Raw genomic sequence first — 1,129 nt, 5'->3', positions numbered from 1 at the left:
GGCGTGGACGCCGACCTGCTCAACCGTCTCCTCACCGACGACGACCTCCGCAAGGCCGCCGCCGCCACCCAGGCCGACATCAACGCGCTTCCCTCCCCGTCCGACCTCGTCTCCTCCTTCGAGGCCCTGAGGTAACGCCGGGGCGCGGCCGGAGCGCCGGAGATCCCCGGCCAGGCGCGCGGGCCGCTTGACCTGTCGTCCCGGCCGCGGACGAGGAGCCGTGGCCGGGACGGGCGTTGCGGTGTGCGCGCCGCAGCGGCGCCCGCAGGCGGCGGTCAGGCCGGGGTGTTCCAGGCGGTGGTGAGTCCGTCCAGCCAGGCCGGCGGCAGCTCCGCGGCGTCCCACTCCTCCCGGAGTTCCCGCGGTGTGGCGGCGAGCCGCTCCAGTACGGCGATGCTCGTCGCGGAGTGGAGGAGGGAGTAGCGGCCGTGGACCGTGATCGCGCTTCCCGGTCCGAACTCCGCGAACAGCCGCACCAGCCGGTCACGGTGGGCCGTGGCGAACTGCGTCAGCCGCCCGGCGTACCCGGCTCGCTGCCGGGGGCTCATCGTGCCGAGGACGGCCCGGAGCACCTCTTCGGTCACCTCCGGGTCCAGCTCCGAGACCGTGGTGAACGACAGGTACAGGGGCGTGAGCGCCACCCGCGCCCGCTCGACCTCCATACGTCCGGCCCGCGGGTGCTCCCCGGCCGGGCCCGGCTGCCCGTCCGGGCTCACGACCCGCAGCAGGGCCCGCTCGGCCACGGCGCCGAGCTCCTCCAGGAGGTCCGCGGAGCCGTCGAGCCAGCCCGATTCGTACTCCTCCCCCTTGTCCCCCGGCGCACTCCGGCCACCGCCGCTCAGCTCCTCGTACGCGAGAGCCAGCGAACCCGCCTCCACGAGCCCGATCAGGTCCCACGCGTCACCGGAGGGGACCCCCGCCCGCGCGAGGAGCTGCAGCAGCGTCGTCCTCGCGTTGTCGACACTGACCTCGTCCGGCCACTGCCGTGCCTCGTGGGCCGTGCTCATCGGGTCCTCCTCGTCAATCAGGTGGTGCGGTGCGTCCAACGGGACCGCTGCTTTCAACGATCCAACGCCCGACGGCCGGATCATGCTCCCGCCGGACGCGGCCGGGGCCACGATTCCGGTTG

General features: G+C 74.2%; 1 protein-coding gene. It reads right to left on the bottom strand.

Annotated elements, in window-relative coordinates; genetic code table 11:
- Positions 1 to 275: 275 nt before the first annotated feature.
- Positions 276 to 1,007 carry a hypothetical protein gene (locus tag ACWGDE_RS39135; protein ID WP_453393845.1) on the bottom strand — a complete coding sequence of 244 codons (732 nt, stop codon included), beginning with the start codon at positions 1,005 to 1,007 and terminating at the stop codon, positions 276 to 278.
- Positions 1,008 to 1,129 lie beyond the last annotated feature (122 nt).

The organism is Streptomyces sp. NPDC054956, from assembly GCF_053609185.1.
Note: the sequence above shows the minus strand (reverse complement) of the source record. Positions and strands in the feature narration are given on the sequence as shown.